We start from the raw sequence: 22,829 nt of genomic DNA, 5'->3' as shown, positions 1-22,829 counted from the left end.
TGCAGGCGGGTTTCAGGCTATCTGTAAGGGGTAGCCTGAAATCTTACGGAGAAAAGTGCATGTCACGACATCGCCACCTGCTGCTGACCACCCTGCTTGTCACCCTGACCCCCGTCGCCTTTGCCGCTCAGCCGCTGCCGGCCTTCAATGGCGATGCGGCGCAGTCTTCGGTATCCGGACTGTCGTCCGGCGCCTTCATGGCTTTCCAGTACCTGGTCGCCAACTCGGCTTCGGTCAAGGGCGCCGGCGTGGTCGCCGGCGGTCCGTACTATTGCGCGGTGGGCAATCTGCCGACCGCGCTCAGTTGCATGAACGGGCTGACGCCGGCACCGGCGGCGCTGCTCGCCTCGGCGGAAACCTTCGAGCTGATGGGGCAGATCGATGCACTGTCCCATCTGGCCAAACGCCGCGCCTACCTGTTCAGCGGCACGAGTGACAGCGTGGTGCAGCCGGCGGCGGTGGAAGCCGGTGATGCCTTCCTGCGCCTGGCCGGCATGCCGGACGCACAGCGCCGCTATGTGGGCACGCTGCCGGCCGGCCATGCGCTGATCACGCCCGCCTTCGGCAATGCGTGCGATGCCAACAAGACGCCCTATATCAGTCACTGCGCGGTGGACGACAACGGCTATGACCAGGCAGGCGCCATCCTCACCCAGATCGATCCCGAGCTGAAACCGCCATCGGCCGACATCCCGGCCGGCCGTCTGGTCGCCTTCGACCAGAAGCCGTTCACCAGCTGGCGGGCGCGGATGGCCAGCGAAGGCCATGTCTACGTGCCGCGTGCCTGCGAACGGGGCGAACCCTGCCGCGTGCATATTGCGCTGCATGGCTGCAAGCAGTCGTCAAAGACGATCGGGGATCTGTTCTACACCCGCACCGGCTACAACCGCTGGGCCGACAGCAACAATCTGCTGATTCTGTACCCGCAAGTGGACCCGACGCCGATGGTCAATCCGTCCGGCTGCTGGGACTGGTGGGGCTATAGCGGTGCGGACTACGCGTGGAAGGGCGGCGCACAGATAACGGCCATCAAGGCGATGGCCGATCATCTGGTATCGGCGCCGCTGCCGTCGCCGGCAACGGACGCCGCCGCAATCAGACAGCGGGGTGCGGGTTTGCCATGACGCCGGACCGCGCCGGCGCGACAGTGCGGGCGCCGTAGCGGGCGACCGACAGCCCGTCGGCCGAGATATCCGGCGTGCGGCCGGTAATCTGGTCGGCGAGCAATTTGCCCGAGCCGGCGCTCATGGTCCAGCCGAGCGTACCGTGGCCGGTGTTCAGCGACAGGTTGGCGAAACGGGTCGCGCCGATGATCGGCGTGCCGTCCGGCGTCATCGGCCGCAGGCCGGTCCAGAACGTGGCGGCCGGAATGTCGCCGCCCTCGGCAAACAGGTCGCCGACACACATTTCCAGCGTGGCGCGGCGTTTCGGGTTCAGGCTCAGGTCGAAGCCGGCGATTTCGGCCATGCCGCCGACGCGGATGCGGTTGTCGAAGCGGGTGATGGCGATCTTGTAGGTTTCGTCCATCACGGTCGAGATCGGTGCCATGTCCGGGTTGGTGATCGGAACGGTCAGCGAATAGCCTTTCAGCGGATAGACCGGGATGTCGATGCCCAGCGGCTTCAGGAACGCAGTCGAATAGCTGCCGAAGGCGACGACGTAATGGTCGCCCTCGATCACCTCGCTGCCCGATTTCACGCCGCGGATGCGCTTGCCGTCGGTCAGCAGGCTGTCGACCGGGGTGTTCCAGCGGAAGTTGACACCGAGCTCGGCCGCCAGACGGGCCAGCTCGATGGTGAACAGATTGCAGTCACCGGTTTCGTCGTTCGGCAGTTGCAGCGCGGCGACCAGCTTGTCCTTGACCCGTGCCAGCGCCGGTTCGACGGCGGCAATGCCGTCGCGGTCATAGACCTTGTACGGCACGCCGCACTCTTCCAGCACGGCAATATCCTTCTGCATCGCATCGACCTGCTGCTGGGTGCGGAACACCTGCAGCGTGCCGAGCTGGCGACCTTCGTAGTGAATACCGGTGTCTTCCCGCAGCGCCTTGATACAATCACGGCTATATTCGGCCAGCCGCATCATGCGCGCCTTGTTGACCGCATAGCGCGCCGAGGTGCAGTTGACCAGCATCTGCTTCATCCACTTGAGCTGGGCCAGCGTGCCGTCCGGGCGGATGGCCAGCGGCGCATGCTGCTGGAACAGCCACTTGGCCGCTTTCAGCGGGATGCCGGGCGCCGCCCACGGGGCCGAATATCCCGGGGAGATCTGTCCTGCGTTGCCGAAGCTGGTTTCCAGCGCCGGGCCGGACTCGCGTTCGACCACGGTCACGTCACAGCCGCTGCGTGCCAGATAATACGCGGTGGAAATCCCGATAACGCCCCCGCCGAGAACGACGACTTTCATCTTGCTGCCCTCTATGCTTGTGCAGAATATGTTCTTGTATAACCCTGCCGGAATCGGCAGTGATTTCCTATAGTATATTGGCCACCTTGCAGGTATTTTCACCGTTCTACGCGAATTGGCTATAGTAGTTGCAGGCTCAATTGGAAATTTTCAGGACTTATCATGAGAACTCGCTATCAGGGCGTCAAAGAGCTTGATCGCATGGACCGGCGCATTCTTGACGTGCTGCAGCGCGATGGTCGCATCGCCATGACCGAGCTGGCCGAACGGGTCGGTCTGACCACCACGCCCTGTACCGAACGGGTGCGCAGACTGGAGAAGGAAGGGGTCATCGAGGGCTACGCGGCGCGGGTCAATCCGAAGGCGCTCGGCCTGCCGCTGCTGGTGTTCGTCGAGATCCGGCTGTCGACCAAATCGGGAGAGATTTTCGAGGCGTTCCGGCGCGAGGTGGTCACGCTGCCGCATGTACTCGACTGCCACCTGGTCTCGGGCGACTTCGACTATCTGATCAAGGCGCGGATTCCCGACATGTCGCTGTACCGTTCCCTGCTCGGCGACATCCTGCTGAAGCTGCCGTGTGCGAACGAATCGCGCAGCTATGTGGTAATGGAAGAAGTGAAGGAAACGCTGGCGCTGCCGATCGATGGCTGACCGGACCGGCGGCGCCGGCGTCTGGCGCGCGACTCAGCCGTCGAGGCCGAGCTTTTCCTTCATCGCGTCGCGCATCATGTATTTCTGGATCTTGCCGGTGATGGTCATCGGAAAGCTGTCGACGAATTCGATATAGCGCGGGATCTTGTAGTGGGCGATCTGGCCGCGGCAGAAGTCGCGGATATCGTCCTCGCTGATCGTCTGCGCCGGCCGCAGCTTGATCCAGGCGCACAGCTCCTCGCCCAGCCGCGCATCCGGCACGCCGATCACCTGCACATCCTGCACCGCCGGATGGCGGTAGAGAAACTCCTCGATCTCGCGCGGATAGATGTTCTCGCCGCCCCGGATCACCATGTCCTTGACCCGGCCGACGATGGTGCAGTAGCCCTCGTCGTCGATCACTGCCAGGTCACCGGTATGCATCCAGCCGGCGACATCGATCGCCTCGCGCGTCTTCGCCTCGTCGCCCCAGTAGCCGAGCATGACCGAATAGCCGCGCGTCAGCAGCTCGCCGGTTTCGCCGCGCGGCACGATGCCGCCGTCACCATCGACGATCTTCACTTCGACATGCGGATGCACCAGTCCGACCGTGGACACGCGTCGCGCCTCCGGGGTATCGGTCTGGCTCTGGAAGCTGCCCGGGCTGGTTTCGGTCATGCCGTAGACAATGGTGACCTCGCGCATGTGCATGTCGTCGACCACCCGCCGCATGACTTCGGTCGGGCACGGACTGCCGGCCATGATGCCGGTACGCAGGCTGGCCAGGTCGTACTCGTCGAATTCGGGATGATCGAGGATGCCGATAAACATGGTCGGCACGCCATGCAGCGCCGTGCAGCGTTCGCGCTCGACCGTTTCCAGCACGGCCAGCGGATCAAATCCTTCGGACGGATACACCATCGCCGCGCCATGGGTCAGGCAGGCCAGGTTGCCAAGCACCATGCCGAAGCAGTGGTACAGCGGCACCGGGATGCACAGCCGGTCATCCGCCGTCAGTCGCATGGCCTCGGCAACGAAAAACCCGTTGTTGAGGATATTGTGATGCGACAGCGTCGCCCCTTTCGGGCTGCCGGTGGTACCGGATGTGAACTGGATATTGACCGGGTCGTCGAACTGGATCCGCTCGTTCAGCGTCTCCAGAGCCTCGCGCTCGCCATCTGCCGGCCCGGTCAGCAGCGCGGAGAAATTCAGCATGCCGCGGCTGGTGCTGTCGCCGAGCCGGATCACCAGCCGCACGCTCGGCAGCCGCGCCGACGACAGCCGCCCCGGGGTGCCGTTCTTCCACTCCGGCGCCAGGTCGTACAGCATGTCCAGATAGTCGCTGCTCTTGAAGCCCGGCGACACGATCAGCGCCGCGCAGCCGACCTTGTTCAGCGCGTACTCCAGCTCGGCACGGCGATAGGCCGGGTTGATATTGACCAGCACCAGCCCGGCACGCGCGGTGGCGAACTGCGCCAGCACCCACTCGCTGTTGTTCTGCGACCAGATGCCGACCCGCTCGCCCGGCTGCAGCCCGAGCCGGATCAGCGAGCAGGCCAGCCGGTCGACCTGTTCGGCCAGCTCGGCATACGTCCAGCGCACGTGCTGATAGGGCACGATCAGGGCCGGCCGGTCGGCGTAGCGGCGGCAGGCGTCGGCAAAATAGCGGCCGATCGGCAAGCCGATCAGCGGAATGGCGCTGGCGCCATGGACATAACTGGGGTGCGGCATCGGATGGCGTCTCCTCCATCGGTGAGTGAAACGGGCGTCCCTGACCGCGGCTTTCCGCCTGTCTGGTCAGTATATCGATGGCCGCCCGGCTGAATTAACCATTACGTTAACGTAAACTAAAGTCAAGCCACAAGCATGACGAATTGCAATCGGATTTCGATAGCGCCACGCACTTGACGTTAACGTAAGCGTAATTCATATTCTGCACACCACGAAGCCGCCCCCCCCAAGGAGACCCCGATGAGCCTGAACCGACTGCCCGACCTGCTCGGACAAGACCTCGACCTGCTGCGCGACAGCGTGCGCGCCTTTGCCGACAAGGAGATTGCCCCGCGTGCGGCCGACATCGACCGCGACAATCTGTTCCCGGCCGAACTGTGGCGCCGTTTCGGCGATCTCGGCCTGCTCGGCGTCACCGTCGACGAAGAACATGGCGGCGCCGGCCTCGGCTATCTGGCGCACATGGTGGCACTGGAAGAAATCAGCCGCGCCAGCGCGTCGGTCGGGCTGTCATATGGCGCCCACTCGAATCTGTGCGTGAACCAGATCCACCGCAACGGCAATGACGAACAGAAACACCGCTTCCTGCCGCGCCTGCTCAGCGGCGAGCATGTCGGCGCACTGGCGATGAGCGAACCGAACGCCGGCAGTGACGTGGTCGGCATGAAGCTGCGCGCAGAGCGCCGCGGCGACCGCTTCGTGCTCAACGGCAGCAAGATGTGGATCACCAATGGCGGCGATGCCGACGTGCTGGTGGTCTATGCGCGCACCGACCCCGACGCCGGCCCGCGCGGCATTACCGCCTTCGTGGTGGAGAAGGGGTTCAAGGGCTTCAGTGCCGGCAACAAGCTCGACAAACTCGGCATGCGCGGCTCGAACACCTATCCGATTTTCTTCGATGACGTGGAAGTGCCGGTCGAGAACGTGCTGGGCGAGATTGGCGGCGGCGTCAATGTGCTGATGAGCGGGCTCGACTACGAACGCGCGGTGCTGGCCGCCGGGCCGCTCGGCATCATGCAGGCCTGCCTCGATGTGGTGGAACCGTATCTGGCCGAGCGACGCCAGTTCGGCCAGGCCATCGGCGACTTCCAGCTGATGCAGGGCAAACTGGCCGACATGTACGTGACGCTGTCGGCCAGCCGCAGCTATGTGTACGCCGTCGGCCGCGCGCTCGATGCCGGCCATGCCGGCCGCCGGGTACGCAAGGATGCCGCCGGCGCCATCCTGTATGCGGCCGAGCGGGCGACGCAGATGGCGCTCGATGCCATCCAGTGCCTCGGCGGCAACGGCTATATCAATGACTACCCGACCGGGCGCCTGCTGCGCGATGCCAAGCTGTATGAAATCGGCGCCGGCACCAGCGAAATCCGCCGCTGGCTGATCGGTCGCGAACTGATGGCCGACCAGCGCCAGTAAAGGACAGCGGACCATGCCGATCATCGAATCCTCGCTCAATCCGCGCGCCGCCGATTTCCTGCGCAACGCCAGCCGCATGCGCGAGCTGGTCGACGACCTGCGTGCCCGCGTGGCGGTCAATGCGCTTGGCGGCGGCGACGCCGCACGGCAGAAGCACGTGGCGCGCGGCAAGCTGCTGCCGCGCGAACGCATCGACCTGCTGATCGATCCCGGCAGCGCCTTTCTCGAACTGTCGCAACTGGCTGCCTTCGGCATGTACGGTGACGACGCGCCGGGCGCCGGCCTGATTACCGGCATCGGCGTCATCCACGGCACCGAATGCGTCATTGTCGCCAACGACGCCACGGTCAAGGGCGGCACCTACTACCCGATGACAGTCAAGAAGCACCTGCGGGCCCAGGACATCGCCCGCGAGAACCGCCTGCCGTGCCTCTATCTGGTCGACTCCGGCGGCGCCTTTCTGCCGCTGCAGGACGAGGTGTTTCCCGACCGCGACCACTTCGGCCGCATTTTCTACAACCAGGCCACGCTCAGTGCCGCCGGCATCCCGCAGATTGCGGTGGTGATGGGCTCGTGCACCGCCGGCGGCGCTTACGTGCCGGCCATGGCCGACGAGTCGATCATCGTCGCCCACCAGGGCACCATTTTTCTCGGCGGGCCGCCACTGGTGCGCGCGGCCACCGGCGAGGTGGTCAGCGCAGAGGAACTGGGTGGCGCCGATGTCCATACCCGCATCAGCGGCGTGGCCGACCATCTGGCGCAGAATGACGCCCATGCCCTGGCCATTGCCCGTCGCTGCGTCGCCAACCTGAACTGGCGCAAGCAGGGCGAGCTGGCCCGCGCCACGCCACGCCCGCCGCGCCACGATCCCGCCGAGCTGTACGGCGTCATCCCGACCGACAGCAAGACCCCGTTCGATGTGCGCGAAATCATCGTCCGGCTGGTCGACGACGGCGAATTCGATCCGTTCAAGCAGAACTACGGCAGCACGCTGGTCTGCGGCTTCGCCCGGCTGGACGGCTGGCCGATCGGCATCATCGCCAACAACGGCATCCTGTTCAGCGAGTCGGCACAAAAAGGCGCCCACTTTATCGAGCTGTGCTGCCAGCGCGGCATTCCGCTGCTGTTCCTGCAGAACATCACCGGCTTCATGGTTGGCAAGAAGTACGAGCACGGCGGCATCGCCAAGGATGGCGCCAAGCTGGTCACGGCAGTCGCCTGCGCCCGGGTGCCCAAGTTCACGGTACTGATCGGCGGCTCGTTCGGCGCCGGCAACTACGGCATGTGCGGCCGCGCCTTCGGCCCGCGCCTGCTGTGGATGTGGCCGAACGCGCGCATTTCGGTCATGGGCGGCGAACAGGCGGCCGGCGTGCTGGCCACGGTCAAGCGCGAGCAGAAAGGCGAGGACTGGAGCGACGACGACGATGAGCGCCTGAAGGCGCCGGTGCGCGAGCAGTACGAACGCCAGGGCCATCCGTACTATGCGAGCGCCCGCTTGTGGGACGACGGCGTCATCGACCCGGCCCAGACCCGCGAGGTGCTGGCCCTGGCGCTGTCGGCCTCGCTCAGCGCCCCGGTCGAGACCACCCGCTTCGGCGTCTTCCGCCTGTAAGCGCAAGCACGCGCTCTGGAGAATTTTCATGTTCAGCAAGATCCTGATCGCCAACCGTGGCGAAATCGCGTGTCGCGTCATCCGCACCTGCAAGCGGCTCGGCATCCGTACCGTGGCCGTGCACTCCGACGCCGACCGCGACGCGCAGTTCGTGCGCGACGCTGACGAAGCCTGGCGACTCGGGCCGGCCCCGGCAGCAGACAGCTACCTGCGTGGCGACCTGATCCTCGACATCGCCCGTCGCAGCGGCGCGCAGGCCATTCATCCGGGCTATGGCTTCCTGTCGGAAAACGCCGGCTTTGCCGCCGCCTGCGCCGAGGCCGGTGTCGTCTTTATCGGCCCGCCGGTCGAGGCCATCGCGGCCATGGGCAGCAAGTCGGCCGCCAAGCGCCTGATGGAAGCAGCCGGCGTGCCGCTGGTGCCCGGCTACCATGGCGACGCCCAGGACAGCGCCACCCTGCACGCCCGCGCCGACGACATCGGCTACCCGGTGCTGATCAAGGCCTCGGCCGGCGGCGGCGGCAAGGGCATGCGCATTGTCGGCACGTCGGCGGAATTCGACGACGCGCTGGCCTCGTGCCGGCGCGAGGCGGCGGCCAGCTTCGGCGATGATCGCGTCCTGATCGAGCGCTATCTGCAGCGCCCGCGCCATATCGAAATGCAGATATTCGCCGACAGCCACGGCCACTGCGTCCACCTGTTCGAGCGCGACTGCTCGGTACAGCGCCGCCACCAGAAAGTACTGGAAGAAGCGCCGGCACCCGGCATGAGCGACGAGCGCCGTCGCGAAATGGGCGAAGCCGCCTGCAATGCGGCGCGCGCCGTCGGCTATGTCGGCGCCGGCACCGTCGAATTCATCGTCGAACCGGATGGCCGCTTCCACTTCATGGAAATGAACACCCGGTTGCAGGTCGAACATCCGGTCACCGAGATGATCACCGGGCTGGACCTGGTCGAGTGGCAGTTGCGGGTCGCGGCCGGCGAGCCGCTGCCCTGCGCACAATCGGCGCTGACGCTGCATGGCCATGCGATCGAGGCACGGGTGTATGCGGAAGACCCGGAACGCGGCTTCCTGCCCGCCACCGGCCAGTTGCGGCGGCTGAGTCCGCCGCAGGCCGGCACCGGGGTACGCATCGACAGCGGCGTGGCCGAGGGTGACAGCATCACCCCGTTCTATGACCCGATGATCGCCAAGCTGATCGTCTGGGCGGAAGACCGCGATGCCGCGCTGGCCCGGCTCGATCGGGCACTGGCCGACTGGCGGGTGGTCGGTGTCGCCACCAATATCGACTTCCTGCGCCGGCTGATCACGCACCCGGCCTTTGCCGGGGCCGACCTGGACACCGGACTGATCGAGCGCCATCACGATGCCCTGTTCCCTTCCACCACGCCCGCGGCCGACGTGGCGCTGCTGGCTGCCGCACTGGCCGAATGCCAGCCCGGCTCCAGTCAGGACGCCTGGAAGGTCCGGCCCGACTGGCGCCTGAACCAGCCCGGCCAGCGCACGCTGCGCTTCGTCACCGCCGATGGCCGCGAGCACGCGGTGCATGTCCGCCATGACAATGACGGTGCCCGGCTGACGCTGGACGATATCCCCCACTGCGGCATGCTGGCCGGAGAAGGCGAACAGCGGGTACTGCACATCGATGGCCACCGGGTGCCGGTCACGCTGATCCGCGACGGCGAGCAGTACATCGTGTACGGACCACAGGGCAGGCAGGCACTGCGGCGGGTCGATCCGCTGGCGGTCATTGCCGATGACACGCAGACCGAGAGCCACTTGCGGGCTCCGATGCCCGGCCGCGTGGTCGCCGTGCTGGCCAAAACCGGCCGACCGGTCGAGAAAGGCGCGCCGCTGATGATTCTCGAAGCGATGAAGATGGAACACACCATCACCGCGCCGAGCAGCGGCAGCGTGTCCGAGTTCTATTTTGCCGCCGGCGAACAGGTCGGCGAAGGCGCGGACCTGCTCGACTTCGTCGCCGCCTGACGCACCCTGCCCAGCCAAGGAGAATCCGATGCCCCCTTCCCGTGTCACCCTGGTCGAGGTCGGCCCGCGCGACGGCTTGCAGAACGAGGCCGCGCCGGTCAGTACCGCCGACAAGATCGAACTGATCCGCCGCCTGGCGGCCACTGGCCTGACCCTCATCGAGGCCGGCAGTTTCGTGTCGCCGCGCTGGGTACCGCAGATGGCAGACACCGCCGAGGTGCTGGCCGCGCTGGATTTCGACGGTCCGGTCCGCTATCCGGTGCTGACGCCGAACCTGCACGGATTCGAAGCCGCCCGCGCTGCCGGCGTGCGCGACATCGCGGTGTTTGCCGCCGCCAGCGAGGCGTTCTCGCGCCGGAACATCAATTGTTCGATCGCGGAAAGCCTTGAGCGCTTCCAGCCGGTGGTCGAAGCCGCCCTCGCTGCCGGGGTCCGCGTTCGCGGTTATGTCAGCTGTGTACTCGGTTGTCCTTATCAGGGCGAGGTTGCCCCCGAAGCCGTGGCCGATGTCGCCGCCAGACTGTCCGACATGGGCTGCGAACAGATCTCGCTCGGCGACACCATCGGCCGCGGCACGCCGGAAGCAACGCGGCGACTGATCGGCACGGTGGCGGCACGGGTGCCGATGGAGCGGCTGGCTGGCCATTTTCACGACACCTGGGGCATGGCGGCGGCCAACGTCTACGCGGCATGGCGCGAAGGCGTGGCCACTTTCGATGCTTCGGTCGGTGGCCTTGGCGGCTGCCCGTATGCACGCGGCGCCAGCGGCAACGTGGCTACCGAGGATCTGGTCCACCTGTTCGCCGGACTGGGCGTCGACACCGGCGTCGATCTGGTATCGCTGGTCGAAACGGCGGTTTTTATCTGCGAACGCCTGGGACGTTCACCCGTCAGCAAGGTTGCTAAGGCAGTATTGGCTTCACAAGCCTATGATGTCAGGGAATGACATTGACAATAAAATAACAAAACACTTGATCCATTTTTTTCATCAACTTACTCTTGAAAAAAATTTCGCAGAAAATCCCATGCCGGCAGAAGCCCCCATCGACTTCGATCAACTCTGTATCCTGCTCGCACAGAAAGTGCCGGGCCTGTCCCCACAACTGGCCCGGGCGGCAACCCTGATCGAGCCGAACGTCGAGGATTTCGCGCTGCTGCCGCTGCGCGAACTGGCAAGCCGTTTCGGCCTGCCCATCGCCACGTTCTCCAGACTGGCCCGCGCACTCGATTTCGACAGCTTTGCCGCCCTGCGGCGTGTCTGTGCGAACCAGTTGCGCCAGCCCGGCGGCTTCAGCCAGCGGGTCGGCATGCTGGGCACGCCCGGCAACGGCACGCCATCGGACAGCGAACGCATCGGCAGCAGTCTGCTCGGCCATCTGCAATCGATGTTCACCCGCTGCGGTGATGACGAGCTCGATGCCGCAGCCCGCCTGTTGCACAGCGCCCGGCGAATTCACCCGTTTGCAGCGCGCAGCGGCGTCGCCCTCGCTCATACTTTCTGTTATATCGCCCAGCTGTTCGATGACCGCATCGTACCCATCTACGGCATCGGCGATACGCTGAACGACGGCCTGCGCCATGTCGGGCCGGAGGACGTGGTGCTGGCCATGACCTTCGATCCGTACACGCGACCGGTGGTCGAAGGGCTGTACTGTGCCCACGAGCGGGGCGCCCGCATCATCTACCTGACCGACAGCCCGCTCGCACCCGGTCATGAGCTGGCCGACGTGCTGCTGGTCGCACCGGTCGAGATTCCGTCGTTCTTCCACTCGTTCGCGGCGCCAATGGCCATGCTCGATGCGCTGCTGCTGCGCTGGTACCGGCTGGCCGGCGCCGAGGCTTTCAACCGGCTGGCCACCAGCGATGCCCAGCTCAAGCGGGCCCGCGCTTTTGTTCGCGCGGCGCCGCCCAGAGGAGGTCGTCTCGAACACAAGCATGCCGACGAGGCCGGCGACTGATACGATCACCCTTCGGATTCGACACAACAGGTCCGTCCACGGACCGCAAACCATAACAAAACAGGTGGCACACCGCCTGAGTCGCGACACGCCGGATTCCCCGGCGCGTCTCCATCCTGGAGCCTTTGGAGATTTATCAATGTTACGCAGACAATTGCTTGCTATCGGTGCCGCCCTTGCCCTCGTCGCTGCCGTGCCGGTCAAGGCAGCGGAAAAGGAACTGGTCGTCGCCTGCGACACCGCGTTCGTGCCGTTCGAATTCAAACAGGGTGACAAATATGTCGGTTTCGACATCGACCTGTGGAACGAGATCGCCAAGGACATCGGTGTCAAGTACAAGCTGCAGCCGATGGACTTCAACGGCATCGTGCCTGGCCTGCAGACCCGTAACATCGATGTGGCCCTGGCCGGCATCACCATTCGCGAAGACCGCAAGAAAGTCATCGACTTCTCCGATCCGTACTACGAGAGCGGTCTGCTGGCCATGGTCAGTGCGAACAACAAGACCATCAATACGGTGAAGGATCTGGACGGCAAGATCATCGCCGCCAAGACCGGCACCGCCACCGCCGACTACCTGAAGGCGAACGTGAAGTCGAAGGAACTGCGCCTGTTCCCGAACATCGACAACGCCTATCTCGAACTGCGCACCGGCCGCGTCGACGCCGCCGTGCACGACACGCCGAACGTGCTCTACTACGTGAACACGGCCGGCAAGGGCGCGGTCCGGGTCGTCGGCCAGTCGGTCAAGGGTGGCGACTTCTACGGCATCGGTTTCCCGAAGGGGTCCCCGCTGGTGCCGAAGGTCAATGCCGCACTGAAGAAGATCAAGGCTGATGGCCGTTACGACGCCATCTACAAGAAGTGGTTCGGCACCGCACCGAAGGCCTGAGTCCTGCCACCGGGAAATCAGGCCGCCTGACGGCCTGATCCGCCCGGACAATGTCGTCCCCGGCCATCGTGCCAGACAGTGGTCGCCGCCTTGTGCAGCGGCCGGGGACGACCGTATCCACCGGAACGTCCCGTCCGACGCCACCCTCGGCATCGGGAAGGAAACACACAAGCATCAAGGGGACCCGTTATGGACTTTCAATGGTCCGTGGTCATCGAAGCGCTGCCGAGCCTGTTCGACGGCGCCAAGCTGACTGTCATCATCGCCCTGATCGGCCTTGCCGGCGGCTTTACCGTCGGCCTGCTGGCCGGTCTGGCACGCGCTTATGGCCCGCTGTGGCTCAACGCCCTGGCGCAGATCTACATTGAACTGATTCGTGGCACGCCTATCGTCGTCCAGGTGATGTTCATCTACTTCGCACTGCCGCTGGTGGCCGATATCCGCATTGACGGCGTGACCGCCGCCGTGACCGCCATCATCATCAATTCCGGCGCCTATATTGCCGAGATCGTGCGCGGCGCCTTCCTGTCGATCCCGCGCGGGCTGAAGGAAGCCGGGCTGGCCATGGGCATGCCGTTCTACCGCGTGCTGATCTTCATCATCGGCCCGCTGGCGTTCCGCCGCATGATTCCGCCGCTGGGCAACCAGTGCATCGTCAGCCTGAAGGACACCTCGCTGTTCATCGTCATCGGCGTCGGCGAGCTGACCCGTCAGGGGCAGGAAATCATGGCCGGCAACTTCCGCGCGGTTGAAATCTGGTCCGCCGTGGCAGTGTTCTATCTGGTAATGACCGGTGTGCTGAGCCTGATCCTGCGCATCACGGAAAAGAGGATGCACATCCTATGAGCATGATCGAGTTTCGCAAGGTCACCAAGTGCTTTGGCGACAATGTCGTGCTGCAGGACATCGACCTGTCGATCGAACAGGGCGAGAAAGTCGTCGTGATCGGCCCGTCCGGCTCCGGCAAGTCGACCATGCTGCGCTGTATCAATGTGCTGGAAACCATCAATGGCGGCGATCTGATCGTCGACGGGCTCAGCGTTCGCGGTTCGCAGTCCGACATCCACCGCATCCGGCTGGAAGCCGGCATGGTGTTCCAGCAGTTCAATCTGTTTCCGCAGATGACCGCGCTGGAAAACGTGATGTTCGGCCCGATCCGGGTACGCGGCACGTCGCGCAGCGAGGCGCGCGCGCAGGCCGAGGCACTGCTGGACAAGGTCGGTCTGAGCCCGCGTGCCGGCCACTATCCGCACGAGCTGTCCGGTGGCCAGCAGCAGCGCGTGGCCATCGCCCGCGCACTGGCAATCCGGCCCAAGCTGATGCTGTTCGACGAGCCGACCTCGGCGCTGGATCCCGAGTTGCGCCAGGAAGTGCTGAAGGTCATGCAGACGCTGGCCGACGAGGGCATGACCATGGTCGTGGTCACGCACGAGATCGAGTTCGCGCGCCGCGTCGGCACCCGGCTGCTGTTCATGGAAGGCGGCCATATCGTCGAAGACGGTCTGCCCGCCTCGCTGATCGACAACCCGCAAAGCACCCGGCTGCGCGACTTCCTCCAGCACGTAAAATGACACTACCTCCTTCCCTGCCCCTGGTCCGCATTGACGGCACGCCGCGCCATGTCGGCCGCGTGCTGGGCGAACTCGCCCGCCCGGTCATGCGCGACTGTCTCGACCAGAGCCGGACCTGGCATGCACTGCAGGCCTGGCGCGATCACCCGCGACTCGACCGGCTGGCCGTAGCTGCACAGCGGCACCTGCCGCAGGTCTGGGACGAGCTGTCCGGCATGGCCGAAGGGCTTGCCATGCCGATGCACGACCTGTTCCTGTGGAACTGCCGTGGCGATCTGGTCGGCCGCACGCCGGACGGCTGCACCACGGCAGCGATCAACCGGCCCGGGCGGCAGTGGATAGGTCATAACGAAGACGGTGACCCGTATGTCCAGGGTCACTGTTTTATCGCAGACGTGCATCTTGATGATGCCCCGGGCTTTGTCAGTTTCTGCTACCCCGGCTCGGTACCCGGCCACACATTCGCGGTCAACCGCGCCGGCCTGGTGCAGACCATCAACAATCTGCGCATGGTCGAGACGCTGGACGGCCTGCCGCGCCAGTTCCTGAGCCGCGCCGTGCTGGACTGCACGACGCTGGATGCGGCACTCGACCTGTTGTCCGGCCTGCCGCGCGCCGGTGCCTTCCACCATACGCTGGGCCAGTGCGGCGACGCGCGCATGTTCAGTGTCGAGGCCACGCCGCGCGCCTGCTCGGTCCAGCCGGTATCCGGCGTCTACGGCCATGCGAACCACCGTATCCATCCCGGTGCGCAGAGCGAGCCGCAGGTGATCACCGAGTCATCGCACGACCGCCAGGTGCGCATCGACAGCCTGACCGCCGCGTTCCCCGCCCAGGCGGGTGGCGAAGAGATCTGCGCCGCCCTGACCGACCGCGCCGCGGACGGCCTGCCGATCTTCCGCGACGATCCGGCCGACCCTGACGACGAGAACACACTGGCCAGCGCGATCTTCCGGCTCGAATCCGATCGCGTGGTCCTGAACGTGCACCAGGGCGGCAATGCCGCCGCGCCCCCGACTCATACCCTGGAAATCGCGCCCAGCCGCTAGTTTCCGGCCCCGCTCGCTCCCCGCAGCCCTCCTGTCGCGGCCTTTCCGGCCGCAACGGGGAACGTGCGCCCGGAGCAAATGCAAACCGCCCCACCCCGGAGCCGCATCATGTCCCACATTTTTCACCGCAATCCACGCCAGCAGCTGCCGACCGCCGTCGGCGGCGAAGGCATCTATCTGATCGACAGCACCGGTCGCCGCTATCTGGATGCGTCCGGTGGCGCCGCCGTGTCCTGCCTCGGTCACGGCCATCCGCGCATCATCAAGGCGATCCAGCAGCAGGCACAGACGCTGGCCTATGCACACACTTCGTTCTTCACCACCGAAGTGGCCGAGGCCCTGGCTGACCGCCTGATCGAGCACGCCCCGGCCGGTCTGGACCAGGCCTATTTCGTCTCCGGCGGCTCGGAAGCGGTCGAGGCGGCGCTGAAACTCGCCCGCCAGTACTTTGTCGAAACCGGCGAGCCCGATCGCCAGTACTTTATCGCCCGGCGCCAGAGCTACCACGGCAATACGCTCGGCGCCCTCGCCATCGGCGGCAACGCCTGGCGGCGCGAACCATTCCTGCCGATTCTGGTACCCGGTCACCATGTGTCACCGTGCTATCCGTACCGCGACCAGCGCGAGGACGAGAGCGCGGAGCAGTATGCTCAACGGCTTGCTGATGAACTGGAAGCGCGCATTGTCGAACTCGGTGCCGGCAAGGTCGCCGCCTTCGTGGCCGAGACCGTGGTCGGCGCCACCGCCGGGGCGCTGGCCCCGGTCGGTGGCTATCTGCAGAAAATCCGCGCCGTGTGCGACAAGTACGGCGTGCTGCTGATTCTCGACGAAGTCATGTCCGGCATGGGCCGCACCGGCTACCTGTATGCGTGCGAGGAAGACGGCGTATCGCCGGACATCCTCTGCATCGCCAAGGGCCTCGGCGCCGGCTACCAGCCGATCGGCGCCATGCTGGCCAGCCGCCGGATCTACGACGCCATTGTCGGGGGCTCCGGCTTCTTCCAGCATGGCCACACTTATATTGGCCATGCCATTGCCTGCGCCGCCGCGCTCGAAGTGCAGCAGGTCATCGCCGACGATCACCTGCTCGACAATGTCCGCGCCCGTGGCGAGCAGTTGCGCGCCAGCCTGCGCGCCCGCTTCGCCGACCATCCGCACGTCGGCGATATCCGCGGCCGCGGCCTGTTCGTCGGTGTCGAGCTGGTGGCCGACCGTCACAGCAAGGAGCCGTTCGCGCCGTCGCGCCGGCTGCATGCCCGGATCAAGCAACTGGCGATGCAGCGCGGCCTGCTGTGCTACCCGATGGGCGGCACGGTCGACGGCCAGCGTGGCGACCATGTGCTGCTGGCGCCGCCCTTCATCTGCACCGAAGCAGACATCGAGCTGATCGTCGCCCTGCTTGGCGACGCCATCGATGCCGCTATCGCCGAAAGCTGAGCCGATGACAGATACCTCTGCCCTGCCCGCCGTCGCCATTGCCGTCGCCCCGAATGGCGCGCGCAAGACCCGGGCCGACCATCCGGCCCTGCCGGTCACGCCGGATGAGCTCGCGGCCTGCGCCCGCGACTGCCTGGACGCCGGCGCCGCCATGCTGCACCTGCACGTCCGCCGCGCCGACGGTCGCCACAGCCTGGCCGCCGCCGACTACCGCCCGGCCATCGAGGCCGTGCGCCGCAGTGTCGGTGACGCGCTGGTGCTGCAGCTGACCAGCGAGGCGGTCGGCATCTACGCCCCGCCGGAACAGATCGCCATGGTGCGCGAGCTGCGCCCGGAAGCGGTGTCGGTCGCGCTGCGCGAACTCGTGCCGGATGCCGGCCACGAGACCGACGCCGCCGACTTCTTCTGCTGGATGGCCCGCGAGCGCATCGTCCCGCAGTACATTCTGTATTCGGACGGCGACGTGCTGCGCTATCTCGACCTGCGCCGGCGCGGCCTGATTCCGCCGGCAGGACACGGCGTGCTGTTCGTGCTGGGCCGCTACAGCCAGGGGCAACGTTCGGCACCATCCGACCTGCTGCCGTTCCTGGCGGCATGGCATGGTGGTGGCGAACTGACGGCCGGGGTGCCATGGTCGATGTGTGCGTTTGGCGCACGCGAGGCCGGCTGCGCACTGACCGCGGCACTGCTGGGCGGCCACGTGCGGGTCGGCTTCGAGAACAATATGCTGCTGCCGGACGGCAGCACGGCCACCGACAACGCCGCACTGGTGCGCGGCATTGCCGAACGGCTGCAATCACTGGGCCTGGCGCCAATGACGGCGGAGGCCTTGCGCACCCTGTATCACCCGGACGCCTGACGCGGGTCGGTCAGCCGTACACGACGATCGGCAACACCCATGCGGCGAAGACCGCAAGAGGAGACACAGCATGAACGATACCCTGCCCATCTGGACCCCGTCGGCGGAGCGGATTGCCGCCAGCCGGCTGACCGCCTTCACCCGCGAAGCCGAGGCCCGCAGCGGCCGGACTTTTGCCGACTACCCGGCGCTCTGGCAATGGAGCGTCGACCAGCGCGCCGACTTCTGGGATCTGCTGTGGGATTTCACCGGTGTCATCGGCAGCAAGGGCGAGGTCGTGCTGGAAAACGGCGAAGCCATGCCCGGCGCACGCTGGTTCCCGCAGGCCGAGCTGAACTATGCGGAAAACCTGCTGCGCCGGCGCGATGACGGGCCAGCCGTGGTGTTTTCCGGCGAAGGCCATGTCAGCCGCCGTCTGAGCCACCGCGAGCTCTACGACGCGGTCAGCCGGGTCGCACAGGCACTGGCCGCCGACGGCGTCGGTCCCGGCGACCGGGTCGGCGCCATGCTGCCGAACCTGCCGGAGACGCTGATCGCCATGCTGGCCACCGCCAGCCTCGGCGCGATCTGGGCGTCGTGCTCGCCGGATTTCGGCACCGATGGCGCGCTGGACCGTTTCGGCCAGATCGGGCCAACGGTCTGGCTGGTGCCCGATGGCTATCTGTATAACGGCAAGGCGGTCGATGTCGCGGCCCGGGTCGACCATATCGCGGCGCAGTTGCCGGATGTGCGACGGGTAGTGGTGGTGCCGTATGTGCCGGCCGGCATGCCGACCGATGCCCGCACGCAGCGCTGGGACGACTGGATTGCCCCGTATGCTGCCGGTGATATCGCCTTCGATCGCGGGGCCTTCGACCGGCCGCTGTTCATCATGTTTTCCAGCGGGACCACCGGCAAGCCGAAGTGCATTGTGCACGGGGCCGGCAGCACCCTGCTCCAGCACCTGAAAGAACACCAGCTGCACACCGATGTGCGGCCGGGCGACCGCCTGTTCTACTTCACCACCTGCGGCTGGATGATGTGGAACTGGCTGATGACCGGGCTGGCCAGCGACGCCACCCTGCTGCTGTACGACGGCTCGCCGTTCGCCAGCCGGGGGAGCGCCCTGTGGGACTGGTTCGCCGCCGAGCAGGGCACCCATTTCGGCACCTCGGCCAAGTATCTCGACGCGGCACACAAGACCGGCCTGAAACCAGTCGTCAGCCACAAACTGGATGCCCTGCGCGTGCTGATGTCGACCGGCTCGCCGCTGGTGGCCGAAGGTTTCGATTATGTCTATCGCGACATCAAGGCCGATCTGCAGCTGGCATCGATTTCCGGTGGCACCGACATCGTGTCGTGCTTTGCGCTCGGCTGCCCGACACTGCCGGTCTGGCGTGGAGAACTGCAGTGCCGGGGGCTGGGAATGGCGGTGGAGATCACCGACGAGCAGGGCCGGACAGTGCGTGAGGAAAAAGGCGAGCTGGTGTGCCGCAAGCCGTTCCCGTGCATGCCGGTCGGCTTCTGGAACGACCCGGACGGCAGCAAATATCATGCGGCCTATTTCGCCCGCTTCCCCGGCATCTGGTGCCATGGCGATTTCGCCGAACTGACCGCGCACGACGGCGTGATCATCTACGGCCGCTCCGATGCGGTGCTCAACCCGGGCGGGGTGCGCATCGGCACGGCGGAAATCTACCGTCAGGTCGAGCAGATCGATGAGGTGCTGGAAAGCCTGGCCTGCGGCCAGCGCCAGGACGGCGACGAGCGCGTGGTGCTGTTTGTGCGGCTGCGTGATGGCATCACGCTGGATGACGCACTGCGCGACCGCATCCGCCAGCAGATCCGCTCAGGCGCCAGTCCGCGCCATGTGCCGGCCCGCATCGCCCAGGTCCACGACATCCCGCGCACGCTGTCGGGCAAGATTGTCGAGCTGGCGGTCAAGAACACCATCCATGGCGAGCCGGTGCTGAATCTGGGTGCACTGGCCAACCCGGAGGCGCTGCGGGAGTTCGTCGACCGGCCGGAACTGGCGGACTGAGGCCCGCGGGCGGTCAGCGCCGGATCAGGTAGTAAAACTCCTTGCGATCGCCCGGACGCTGGCCGGTCCAGACCCAGTTGGCCGGCCGGTCGCTGTCGCGATAGCGCATCACCAGGCTGTAGCGGCAGTCAGCATGCGCCCCGCTGTCCGGATGCAGGATCAGGCCGCCGTGATAGCGCGCCAGGGCGATAAACGACAGGCCGGCATCGGTCACCATGCAACTGTCGGTCGGCGCCGCCGGTCGCAGCTGCGAGATCAGTGGCGCATAGCTTTTCTGGATGTCGATCCAGGGCAGCCACAGGCTGGCCGCCAGTGCCCAGATCAGGGTCACGCCGGCCGCCCAGTTGGTCGACGCCTTGCGCCCTTCGAGATTGCGGCGCGTCACGGCCCACAGCCACACCAGCGTCGCCGCGCAGGCGACCAGCAGCATCGGCAGGTTCAGTTCGGCCTTGTAGGTCGGCGCAAAGAACGCCGCCCGCTCGGCCAGACGCGCCGGCCAGCCGAAGTTCAGGGCAACCCAGCCCAGCCAGATGAAGGCGGCGATCAGGCCGAAGGTCATCAGGCCGAACCAGTTGAAGCAGGCTGCCGCGCCGCGCTTCAGCGTGTCCAGCTCGGCGGCCGCCAGCACCGCCAGCGGCACCAGCCACGGCAGTGCCAGTTCCTGCGCCTGGACCGGAGACAGCGTCATCATGACGGCCAGCACGACGAAGAACAGCATCGGCAGCTGCAGCGCCGGCGACGACAGGGCCGCACGACGGCGCCACAGCGTCCACAGGCTCAGCGGCCACAGCGGCATCGCGAACCAGGGGAAAATCTGCAGGTAATAGCCGAAGTCATGCAGGAACGCAGTCCGCCCGAAGCCCTGGAACGTACCCAGCGCCCGGTGCCGCCACCAGTAGCTGGCCAGGGCCGGGTCGACCTCGGTCAGTGCCAGCGGCCAGGCCAGCGCCAGCGGCAGACCCACGGTCAGCGCCACCGCCAGTGCCTTGACGTGTTCCGGCGTTCGCCACGCCTTGAAGGCAAACAGCAGCAGCGCGATGATCCAGGCCAGCCCCAGTTCCAGCATGCTCGCCGACAGCGCCAGCATGCCGGTGGCGATGCCGAACAGCAGCCCGGCCAGCCAGCCGTGCGAGCGCGACAGGGACAGCGACCACAGCACCAGGGCAAAGCCGCAGAAGGTGGCAATGTCGGGCGACGCCGCATGGCCGAAAGTCATCAGACCCAGTGAGCCCAGCAGCAGCATGGCCACCGAGCGGCCGTAGCGACGGCCGAGCAGGTCGCGGCCGGCCAGACCGACGAACCACAGCGCGAACACCATGAAGAACGGCGTCGCCAGCCGCATGCCGTCCGCCAGCGGCAGAATCGGCGATGTCAGCCAGGCAAAACCCGCCGCCACCCAGTAGTACAGCGGCGACGAGTCCAGATACGGTACGTTGACGATGGTCGGCACCAGCCAGTGCCCGTCCTCCAGCATCGACTGGACCACCCCTGCCACATAGCCTTCGTCCGGCTTCCACGGCGCATGGCCAAAGATGCCGGGCCAGAGCCAGACGAAGCAGAGCAGGAGCAGCATCCACGGCTTTTCATTCGTGGCCGGGGCGGTGTCCATGCGGGGCGGAGTGTAGGTCAGCATGCGTTATCGGCGGTCAGGGAAGTGGGTGGCCGGCGCGGAACCGGCCGGTAGCGGCCGCCATGATACCCGCCCCGCCCCGGCCACCGCCATGAGAATGGATGTCAGGCCATGCCCGACATCCATTCGGTGGCGACTCAGCGACTGGCGACAACCTTGATTTCAACCTTCCAGGCCGCATTGGCCAGTCGGGCTTCAATCGTGGCGCGAGCCGGCGGGTTGGCACTGTCGACCCAGGCGTCCCAGGCGACATTCATGCCGTCGTAGTCGGCAATATCGGCCAGGAAGATGGTCACGTCGACCAGCTTCGACTTGTCGCTGCCGGCCTGGGCCAGCAGGGCATCAATGGCCGACAGCACGTCGGCGGTCTGACCGGTGATGTCCTTGCTGGTGTCATTCGGCACCTGTCCGGCGAGGAAAACGAGGTTGCCGGCAACGACGGCTTCGGACAAGCGCTTGCCCGGTTCAATGCGCTGGATGCTCATGGGGTTTCTCCTGTTTTTCTGGGGGGAATCGTGCAATCACCGGCGAGAGACTCGTCACCGGGACGGTCCGCATTGTCTCCGATTCCGCGCGACGGCGCCTCTGTCTGTCGCATTTCGCCCGCCAGTTCCGCCTCGATCTCCTCGATGCTGGGCAGACTGCGGGCCAGCGTATCCGGCAAATCCTGCAGCAACTGGTACTCCGCCACGCCGATGGGTTTGTCGATGCCATTGACCGCATATTGCGCCACCAGCCGGTTCTGCTGACGGCACAGCAGCAGACCGATGGTGGGCTTGTCGTCCTCGGCCCTTACCTGGTCATCGATGACCGACAGATAGAAATTCAGCTTGCCGACGTGCTCGGGCCTGAACGCCCCGGCCTTGAGTTCGACCACGACATAGCATTTGAGGCGGGTGTGATAGAACAGCAGGTCGATAAAGAACTCGTCGCCGCCGACATCCAGCCTGAACTGGCGCCCGACAAAAGCGAAACCGGCCCCCAGCTCCAGCAGGAACCGGGTGATATGGCGAACCAGAGCATCTTCGATATCCCTCTCCTGGGCATCGTCGGCCAGTCCCAGAAAATCGAACAGGTATGGATCCTTGAGCGCTTCATGGACCAGGGCAGAGTCATGCGGGGGCAGGCGTAACGCAAAGTTGCTGACAGCAGAGCCCTGACGCTCATGCAGCCGATTCCGGATGTTCTGTTCCAGCGTCAGTCGCGACCAGCCTCCCGAGACAGCCTGCATCGCATACCACTCACGATTGGCGGGTTGCAGCTTGGTCAACAGGGTCACGATGTGGAACCAGGGCAATTGGTCAGCAGGCTGCTGACCAAACTGGACACCGGGACAATGCTCGGCGAAATAGCGCATGTACTTGATGTTGCTACCTGAAAAACCTTTCATGTCAGGAAAGGCATCCTTGAGGTCACGGGCAACGCGCTCTATCACCTTGGCTCCCCAGCCATGGCGTGTTTGCCGGTCAAGAATATCCCGACCAATCTGATGGTACAGCCGGATCAATCCGGCATTGACCGTCAGTGCAGCGCGACTGCGCGCCGCGCGGATACGGCTTTTCAGGGACGTCAGCCAATCAGCGTAATCGGGGGGAATGGGCGCCAGGACCATGTTCATCCGCTCCGGT

19 protein-coding genes are annotated in these 22,829 nt (G+C 65.7%); 14 read left to right on the top strand and 5 right to left on the bottom strand.

Annotated features, from left to right (window positions below):
• Window positions 1-59 precede the first annotated feature (59 nt).
• Window positions 60-1,124: an extracellular catalytic domain type 2 short-chain-length polyhydroxyalkanoate depolymerase gene (locus ACYVG8_RS18255; RefSeq protein ID WP_051528662.1), complete on the top strand. Its 1,065-nt coding sequence runs from the start codon at window positions 60-62 to the stop codon at window positions 1,122-1,124.
• Here the strand turns inward: ACYVG8_RS18255 and ACYVG8_RS18250 are convergent.
• Window positions 1,096-2,406, bottom strand: coding sequence for a D-amino acid dehydrogenase (locus ACYVG8_RS18250; protein ID WP_028498213.1), 1,311 nt, complete (start codon window positions 2,404-2,406; stop codon window positions 1,096-1,098). The genes ACYVG8_RS18255 and ACYVG8_RS18250 overlap by 29 nt on opposite strands.
• A 162-nt stretch (window positions 2,407-2,568) precedes the next feature.
• Here ACYVG8_RS18250 and ACYVG8_RS18245 point away from each other — a divergent pair, with 162 nt between their 5' ends.
• On the top strand, window positions 2,569-3,057 hold the full coding sequence (locus ACYVG8_RS18245; protein WP_028498212.1) for a winged helix-turn-helix transcriptional regulator: 489 nt from the start codon (window positions 2,569-2,571) through the stop codon (window positions 3,055-3,057).
• Between the two features lie 33 nt (window positions 3,058-3,090).
• Here the strand turns inward: ACYVG8_RS18245 and ACYVG8_RS18240 are convergent, their stop codons facing one another.
• Complete coding sequence (locus ACYVG8_RS18240) at window positions 3,091-4,767, bottom strand: AMP-binding protein (RefSeq protein WP_028498211.1); 1,677 nt, start codon at window positions 4,765-4,767, stop codon at window positions 3,091-3,093.
• 240 nt (window positions 4,768-5,007) lie between these two features.
• On the opposite strand from ACYVG8_RS18240, the gene ACYVG8_RS18235 reads away from it, so the two are divergent.
• The 12 genes from ACYVG8_RS18235 to ACYVG8_RS18180 all read left to right on the top strand — a co-directional run bounded on the left by ACYVG8_RS18235 (window position 5,008) and on the right by ACYVG8_RS18180 (window position 19,571).
• On the top strand, window positions 5,008-6,183 hold the full coding sequence (locus ACYVG8_RS18235) for an isovaleryl-CoA dehydrogenase (RefSeq protein ID WP_107888532.1): 1,176 nt from the start codon (window positions 5,008-5,010) through the stop codon (window positions 6,181-6,183).
• Window positions 6,184-6,196: 13 nt separating this feature from the next.
• On the top strand, window positions 6,197-7,795 hold the full coding sequence (locus ACYVG8_RS18230) for a carboxyl transferase domain-containing protein (RefSeq protein WP_460746504.1): 1,599 nt from the start codon (window positions 6,197-6,199) through the stop codon (window positions 7,793-7,795).
• A gap of 28 nt (window positions 7,796-7,823) precedes the next feature.
• Window positions 7,824-9,785, top strand: coding sequence for an acetyl/propionyl/methylcrotonyl-CoA carboxylase subunit alpha (locus ACYVG8_RS18225; protein WP_028498208.1), 1,962 nt, complete (start codon window positions 7,824-7,826; stop codon window positions 9,783-9,785).
• A 28-nt stretch (window positions 9,786-9,813) separates the two neighbouring features.
• Complete coding sequence (locus ACYVG8_RS18220) at window positions 9,814-10,731, top strand: hydroxymethylglutaryl-CoA lyase (protein ID WP_028498207.1); 918 nt, start codon at window positions 9,814-9,816, stop codon at window positions 10,729-10,731.
• A 79-nt stretch (window positions 10,732-10,810) separates the two neighbouring features.
• Complete coding sequence (locus ACYVG8_RS18215; RefSeq protein ID WP_112692212.1) at window positions 10,811-11,743, top strand: MurR/RpiR family transcriptional regulator; 933 nt, start codon at window positions 10,811-10,813, stop codon at window positions 11,741-11,743.
• 139 nt (window positions 11,744-11,882) lie between these two features.
• Window positions 11,883-12,635, top strand: a complete 753-nt coding sequence (gene glnH / locus ACYVG8_RS18210; RefSeq protein ID WP_028498206.1) for a glutamine ABC transporter substrate-binding protein GlnH — start codon at window positions 11,883-11,885, stop codon at window positions 12,633-12,635.
• 189 nt (window positions 12,636-12,824) lie between these two features.
• The gene (gene glnP / locus ACYVG8_RS18205) at window positions 12,825-13,481 is read left to right on the top strand and encodes a glutamine ABC transporter permease GlnP (RefSeq protein ID WP_028498205.1); all 657 of its coding nucleotides are present in this window, start codon (window positions 12,825-12,827) and stop codon (window positions 13,479-13,481) included.
• A gap of 2 nt (window positions 13,482-13,483) precedes the next feature.
• On the top strand, window positions 13,484-14,206 hold the full coding sequence (gene glnQ / locus ACYVG8_RS18200; protein ID WP_107890252.1) for a glutamine ABC transporter ATP-binding protein GlnQ: 723 nt from the start codon (window positions 13,484-13,486) through the stop codon (window positions 14,204-14,206).
• Window positions 14,203-15,255, top strand: a complete 1,053-nt coding sequence (locus ACYVG8_RS18195) for a C45 family autoproteolytic acyltransferase/hydolase (protein ID WP_460746501.1) — start codon at window positions 14,203-14,205, stop codon at window positions 15,253-15,255. The genes glnQ and ACYVG8_RS18195 overlap by 4 nt, the downstream gene beginning before the upstream one ends.
• A gap of 108 nt (window positions 15,256-15,363) precedes the next feature.
• Window positions 15,364-16,692: an aspartate aminotransferase family protein gene (locus ACYVG8_RS18190; protein WP_028498202.1), complete on the top strand. Its 1,329-nt coding sequence runs from the start codon at window positions 15,364-15,366 to the stop codon at window positions 16,690-16,692.
• Window positions 16,693-16,696: 4 nt separating this feature from the next.
• Window positions 16,697-17,551, top strand: coding sequence for a beta-keto acid cleavage family enzyme (locus tag ACYVG8_RS18185; RefSeq protein WP_028498201.1), 855 nt, complete (start codon window positions 16,697-16,699; stop codon window positions 17,549-17,551).
• A gap of 70 nt (window positions 17,552-17,621) precedes the next feature.
• Window positions 17,622-19,571 (top strand): acetoacetate--CoA ligase, encoded by a 1,950-nt coding sequence (locus ACYVG8_RS18180; RefSeq protein ID WP_460746500.1) that lies wholly within the window; start codon window positions 17,622-17,624, stop codon window positions 19,569-19,571.
• Window positions 19,572-19,584: 13 nt separating this feature from the next.
• On the opposite strand, the gene ACYVG8_RS18175 is transcribed toward ACYVG8_RS18180, so the two are convergent.
• From ACYVG8_RS18175 to ACYVG8_RS18165, 3 genes are all read right to left on the bottom strand, one after another.
• Window positions 19,585-21,204, bottom strand: coding sequence for an ArnT family glycosyltransferase (locus tag ACYVG8_RS18175; protein WP_112692215.1), 1,620 nt, complete (start codon window positions 21,202-21,204; stop codon window positions 19,585-19,587).
• 134 nt (window positions 21,205-21,338) lie between these two features.
• Window positions 21,339-21,686 (bottom strand): RidA family protein, encoded by a 348-nt coding sequence (locus ACYVG8_RS18170; protein WP_028498198.1) that lies wholly within the window; start codon window positions 21,684-21,686, stop codon window positions 21,339-21,341.
• Window positions 21,683-22,819: a PDDEXK nuclease domain-containing protein gene (locus ACYVG8_RS18165; protein ID WP_084299816.1), complete on the bottom strand. Its 1,137-nt coding sequence runs from the start codon at window positions 22,817-22,819 to the stop codon at window positions 21,683-21,685. The genes ACYVG8_RS18170 and ACYVG8_RS18165 overlap by 4 nt, the downstream gene beginning before the upstream one ends.
• Between the last annotated feature and the right edge of the window lie 10 nt (window positions 22,820-22,829).

The organism is Microvirgula curvata (genome assembly GCF_054781615.1).
This window is presented reverse-complemented; position numbering and strand designations above follow the sequence as displayed.

Coding starts and splice junctions, on each gene's coding strand:
- ACYVG8_RS18255 (WP_051528662.1), top strand. CDS start 60: ATGTCACGACATCGCCACCTGCTGCTGACCACCCTGCTTGTCACCCTG.
- ACYVG8_RS18250 (WP_028498213.1), bottom strand. CDS start 2,406: ATGAAAGTCGTCGTTCTCGGCGGGGGCGTTATCGGGATTTCCACCGCG.
- ACYVG8_RS18245 (WP_028498212.1), top strand. CDS start 2,569: ATGAGAACTCGCTATCAGGGCGTCAAAGAGCTTGATCGCATGGACCGG.
- ACYVG8_RS18240 (WP_028498211.1), bottom strand. CDS start 4,767: ATGCCGCACCCCAGTTATGTCCATGGCGCCAGCGCCATTCCGCTGATC.
- ACYVG8_RS18235 (WP_107888532.1), top strand. CDS start 5,008: ATGAGCCTGAACCGACTGCCCGACCTGCTCGGACAAGACCTCGACCTG.
- ACYVG8_RS18230 (WP_460746504.1), top strand. CDS start 6,197: ATGCCGATCATCGAATCCTCGCTCAATCCGCGCGCCGCCGATTTCCTG.
- ACYVG8_RS18225 (WP_028498208.1), top strand. CDS start 7,824: ATGTTCAGCAAGATCCTGATCGCCAACCGTGGCGAAATCGCGTGTCGC.
- ACYVG8_RS18220 (WP_028498207.1), top strand. CDS start 9,814: ATGCCCCCTTCCCGTGTCACCCTGGTCGAGGTCGGCCCGCGCGACGGC.
- ACYVG8_RS18215 (WP_112692212.1), top strand. CDS start 10,811: ATGCCGGCAGAAGCCCCCATCGACTTCGATCAACTCTGTATCCTGCTC.
- glnH (WP_028498206.1), top strand. CDS start 11,883: ATGTTACGCAGACAATTGCTTGCTATCGGTGCCGCCCTTGCCCTCGTC.
- glnP (WP_028498205.1), top strand. CDS start 12,825: ATGGACTTTCAATGGTCCGTGGTCATCGAAGCGCTGCCGAGCCTGTTC.
- glnQ (WP_107890252.1), top strand. CDS start 13,484: ATGATCGAGTTTCGCAAGGTCACCAAGTGCTTTGGCGACAATGTCGTG.
- ACYVG8_RS18195 (WP_460746501.1), top strand. CDS start 14,203: ATGACACTACCTCCTTCCCTGCCCCTGGTCCGCATTGACGGCACGCCG.
- ACYVG8_RS18190 (WP_028498202.1), top strand. CDS start 15,364: ATGTCCCACATTTTTCACCGCAATCCACGCCAGCAGCTGCCGACCGCC.
- ACYVG8_RS18185 (WP_028498201.1), top strand. CDS start 16,697: ATGACAGATACCTCTGCCCTGCCCGCCGTCGCCATTGCCGTCGCCCCG.
- ACYVG8_RS18180 (WP_460746500.1), top strand. CDS start 17,622: ATGAACGATACCCTGCCCATCTGGACCCCGTCGGCGGAGCGGATTGCC.
- ACYVG8_RS18175 (WP_112692215.1), bottom strand. CDS start 21,204: ATGCTGACCTACACTCCGCCCCGCATGGACACCGCCCCGGCCACGAAT.
- ACYVG8_RS18170 (WP_028498198.1), bottom strand. CDS start 21,686: ATGAGCATCCAGCGCATTGAACCGGGCAAGCGCTTGTCCGAAGCCGTC.
- ACYVG8_RS18165 (WP_084299816.1), bottom strand. CDS start 22,819: ATGAACATGGTCCTGGCGCCCATTCCCCCCGATTACGCTGATTGGCTG.